Below are 3,783 nucleotides of genomic sequence, written 5' to 3' on the forward strand. Positions count from 1 at the left end.
GAGCTCGGTGATGCGCCCGGAGGGCTCCACCGTGAGGATCAGGTGCTCGGCGTCGGCGCCCGCGCCGTGCGCGACGGCGAGGTAGACGTTGCCGGAGTCTGGATTGACCGCGATGTCGGGCACGCGGATCTGATCCGAAGTCGTGCCGAGCAGGGCCGCGATCTTGCCGGTCAGGTCCTCGATCTGGACACTGCTGTCCGCATGCCGGGCCGTGTCGCCCGTCTCGTAGGCGTAGACGCGCCCGCCTAGGCCGTCGCCGACCAGCAGCACCGCGCCTGGCGCGAAGGCCAGTGCGCTCGCGGACTTCAGCTGGACGCTGCTCTCGGATTTCCGCTCAAGCGTCGTGGTGTCGCCAAATTGCGCCATGTCAGCATCTCCCTTTGAATATTGATTGGGTTAAATAGGCTTTTTCGGCGCCGCACTTTTACGCCCATTCTGATGCAGTCGCCAGCTGAACGGCCCGACCCCGTGGGCCGTTTGGCGAGCGCTCGCCGCCGGGCCCCACGTGCGCGCGGCGGCCGCTTCGTTCACGCCACACGATGTGGGTCCGGTTAGGTCGTTGCTTGGTACGCGTCCGGTGACGGGCGCCTGACGGTAGTTGGCTTGCGAGCCTAATGTGGGTGCGGGCCCAAGTGTCCATTTAGATCGGAGTGGACACGATGGCGCGGGAGACGGCAGCGGTAGAGCGGGTGCGTCGGCGGCGACGCTGGAGCGCGGCGACGAAGCGGCGGATCGTGGCCGAGAGCTATGCCGCGGGAACGTCGGTGGCGCAGCTGGCGCGGCGGTACGAGCTCAACGACAATCAGATCTTCAACTGGCGGCGCGAGCTCAAGGGGACTGGGTTGGCGCGATCGGCGCCGGCAGCACCAGAGTCGGTATCGTTCGCCATGGTCGATATCCTCGCCCAGAGCGGTGACGCCGGCGTCGGCGTCTCGGGTCGAATGGAGATCGAGTTGCCGAGCGGGGCTCGGGTGCGCGTCGGCGATGACGTCAGCGAGGCGGCGCTGGTGCGGGTTCTGGCGGCGTTGAAGGTTGCGCTGTGATCGTCCCGCCGTCGGGCGTGAAGGTCTACCTGGCGACAACGCCGTGCGACATGCGCAAAGGCTTGGACGGACTGGCGGCGCAGGTGCAGACGGTTCTGAAGGCCGACCCGTTCAGCGGCGCCTTGTTCGTCTTCCGCGGCAAGCGAGCGTCATACTTGAAGATTTTGGCTTGGGACGGGTCAGGTCTTTGCTTGTTCGCCAAAAGATTGGAGCAAGGCAAGTTCGTCTGGCCGCCGATCGTGGAGGGCCGGCTCCAACTTAGCGCCGCCCAGCTAGCGCTGCTGATCGAAGGAATCGACTGGCGGCGGACGGTCGCTGCAGACCCAGTAAAGCGTCCCGAGATGGTCTAATAAACGACTGAATCTATGAACTAATATCGACTTGTTGGCGTGATTTTGCTAGGCTTCGCCATGACCTTGGCGACGGCGACATTGCCGACCGACCCGGATGAGCTCCGCGCCTTCGCCGCGGCTCTTCAGTCAGAGCTTTACTCCAAATCCCTCATGATCGAGCGGCTTCGAGCGCAGCTGGCGAAGCTGAAGCGGCGCAACTTCGGCCAGTCGTCCGAAAAGCTGAATGCGGAGATCCAGCAGCTTGAGCTGGTGCTGGGCGATCTTGAAGAAACCGAGGCTCAAGACGAGGCCCGCTCTGAAGCCACCGCGCCGCCCAATCGCGACAAGGCCGCCAAGGACGGCGCCCGGCGACGCGGCCGCGCAAACCGCGAGCCCTTGCCCGAGCACTTGCCGCGGGAGTTCGTCAACCACCCCGGCGCGTGCGTCTGCCCCACTTGCGGATCGCAGAACCTGCGCAAGATCGACGACGAGCCCCGTGACGTCCTGGAATACGTGCCGTCCCACTTCAAGGTCGTCGTCCACGTCAGGCCGGTGATGAGCTGCCGGGACTGCGAAACGGTCACCCAGCCAAAGATGCCGAGCCTGCCGATCGAGCGAGGCCGCCCGGGGCCTGCGCTTCTGGCTCACGTGATCGTCTCCAAATACTGCGACCACAATCCGCTGAACCGGCAATCGGACATCTATGCCCGTGAAGGGGTCCAGATCGATCGCTCCACCATGGCCGACTGGGTGGGGCGCATGGCCTGGTTGGCCGCGCCGATCGCCGAGGGCATTGGCCGGTACGCCAGGGCCGGACCGGCGATCCACGCCGACGACACGCCGGTCCCGGTGCAAGATCCCGGCGCGGGTAAGACCCGAAAGGGCCGGTTATGGGTGGTAGTGCGTGACGAGTCCGCCTGGGGTTCGAACCAGCCGCTGGCGGCCTACTACCAGTACTCACCCGACCGAAGAGGTGTTCATGCCCAGGCGCTGCTGGCGCCCTGTCGCGGCTATCTGCACGCCGACGCCTATGGCGGGTTCGAAAAGCTCTATGACCCAGATCCGATCAACGGCCAGGTGAAACTGATTGAAGTGGCGTGCTGGGCCCACGCCCGGCGCGAGATCTACGATGAGCATGTCCGGACAAAATCGCCGCTGCCACGTCAAGCCTTGGAGCGCATGGGTGAAATCTTCGCCATCGAGCGGGAGATCAATGGCCAGAGCGCCGAGGTTCGCCTGGCGGTCCGCCAGGCACGAAGCGCGCCCTTACTGGCCGACCTCAAAAGCTTCTACGACAAGACCCTGGAGCGGATCAGTCAGCGAAGCGATCTGACCAAGGCCATCCGCTACAGCACCAAGCGCTGGGAAGCCTTGACGCGCTTCACCGAGGATGGGCGCCTTGAGATGACCAACAATGCTGCCGAACGCGCGATCCGCCCGCTGACGCTTGGCCGGCGCAACTGGACCTTCCTCGGATCCGACGCCGGCGGCGACCGCGCCGCCGTCTTCTTCACGATCATCCAGACCTGCCGTCTGAACAGCATCAATCCGGAGGCTTACCTCACCGACCTCTTCGCCCGGCTGGCCGACCATCCAGCTCACCGCATCGATGAGCTGCTGCCGTGGAACTGGGCGCAGACGGTTGCGAAAGAACCGGCGCCATAGCGATGGCGATCGTCAAAGCGGTCTTCACCCTCGCTCATGTCGCCAAAACACTCGGCGAAGATGCCGACTGGCTCTATGAAATATCCTGCGGGATGGAGGAAGAAGAGGGCTGCATCTGGATCTACGACGCCGACGTCGAACCGCTGCTCGCCTTCACCGAGCTGGGTCTGAAAAACCTCGCCGAGATCGTCCGCAAGGAAAAGGCCCAGCTGATATTGATGCGCGCCGGCCGCACCGACCATTGAGCATCGCCGGCATCCGATGGGTGATCGCCCCGCCAGGACGGCCCATGACCGGACGCTTACGTTGCTTGCTGCTGGACCTTCGCGGGGAATGTCCTGTGTGGATGGCTCCCGCATTGCAAGGTGTGATGCGAAGGTTTGGCGTCGTGGTCGGGTGCAGTCTTGTGTCTGGCCTGTCAGCGCGGTCATGGACCGCTGGCCCTGATGGTTTCCGCGGACGAGGTCCCACTCTGGTTCCCGGGCTATGACGCCCTGGACATTCACTCGGGTTGTCCTCGTCCCCGGTCTGACCGGTTCGCCATCACTTCACATGGTCCTCGCAACTCCTGAAGCGCGCTCGTTGCGGCGGCGCTGATCGTAGGGTTCGTCTATGCGTCGACAGGTTGCGGCGCGCGGTAGACCTCGCCGCGCACCATGATGGCCCAGATCGCCCGAGCCGTTCGATTGGCCATGGCGACGGTGGCAAGCCTCAGCGGCTTGCGGGCGAGCAGCGCGGCGATG

At 64.7% G+C, this 3,783-nt stretch carries 5 protein-coding genes and 1 pseudogene; 4 read left to right on the forward strand and 2 right to left on the reverse strand.

Features of this window, described 5'->3' with window-relative positions; genetic code table 11:
* On the reverse strand, positions 1 to 366 hold a 366-nt coding region (locus ABSG47_RS20765), incomplete at its 3' end, for a hypothetical protein (protein WP_424172447.1).
* Positions 367 to 659: 293 nt separating this feature from the next.
* Here ABSG47_RS20765 and tnpA point away from each other — a divergent pair.
* Genes tnpA through ABSG47_RS20785 form a run of 4 tightly spaced genes read left to right on the forward strand, consistent with a single transcriptional unit; the run spans position 660 to position 3,285 of the window.
* The gene (gene tnpA, locus ABSG47_RS20770; protein WP_424172451.1) at positions 660 to 1,043 is read left to right on the forward strand and encodes an IS66-like element accessory protein TnpA; all 384 of its coding nucleotides are present in this window, start codon (positions 660 to 662) and stop codon (positions 1,041 to 1,043) included.
* Positions 1,040 to 1,393, forward strand: a complete 354-nt coding sequence (gene tnpB, locus ABSG47_RS20775; RefSeq protein ID WP_424172454.1) for an IS66 family insertion sequence element accessory protein TnpB — start codon at positions 1,040 to 1,042, stop codon at positions 1,391 to 1,393. Before tnpA ends, tnpB begins: the two co-directional genes overlap by 4 nt.
* Positions 1,394 to 1,453: 60 nt before the next feature.
* Positions 1,454 to 3,040: an IS66 family transposase gene (gene tnpC / locus ABSG47_RS20780; protein ID WP_424172457.1), complete on the forward strand. Its 1,587-nt coding sequence runs from the start codon at positions 1,454 to 1,456 to the stop codon at positions 3,038 to 3,040.
* A gap of 2 nt (positions 3,041 to 3,042) precedes the next feature.
* Positions 3,043 to 3,285, forward strand: a complete 243-nt coding sequence (locus ABSG47_RS20785; RefSeq protein WP_424172460.1) for a hypothetical protein — start codon at positions 3,043 to 3,045, stop codon at positions 3,283 to 3,285.
* Positions 3,286 to 3,650: 365 nt separating this feature from the next.
* Here the strand turns inward: ABSG47_RS20785 and ABSG47_RS20790 are convergent.
* A pseudogene (locus ABSG47_RS20790) lies at positions 3,651 to 3,783 on the reverse strand (IS110 family transposase); the annotation flags it as partial.

Source organism: Occallatibacter sp., from assembly GCF_049510455.1.
In the GTDB taxonomy this organism is placed as follows: Bacteria; Acidobacteriota; Terriglobia; order Terriglobales; family Acidobacteriaceae; genus Telmatobacter.

What these genes read in the sequence shown, in the direction of transcription:
- tnpA (WP_424172451.1), top strand. Translation starts at nt 660, where the DNA reads ATGGCGCGGGAGACGGCAGCGGTAGAGCGGGTGCGTCGGCGGCGACGC.
- ABSG47_RS20785 (WP_424172460.1), top strand. Translation starts at nt 3,043, where the DNA reads ATGGCGATCGTCAAAGCGGTCTTCACCCTCGCTCATGTCGCCAAAACA.
- tnpC (WP_424172457.1), top strand. Translation starts at nt 1,454, where the DNA reads ATGACCTTGGCGACGGCGACATTGCCGACCGACCCGGATGAGCTCCGC.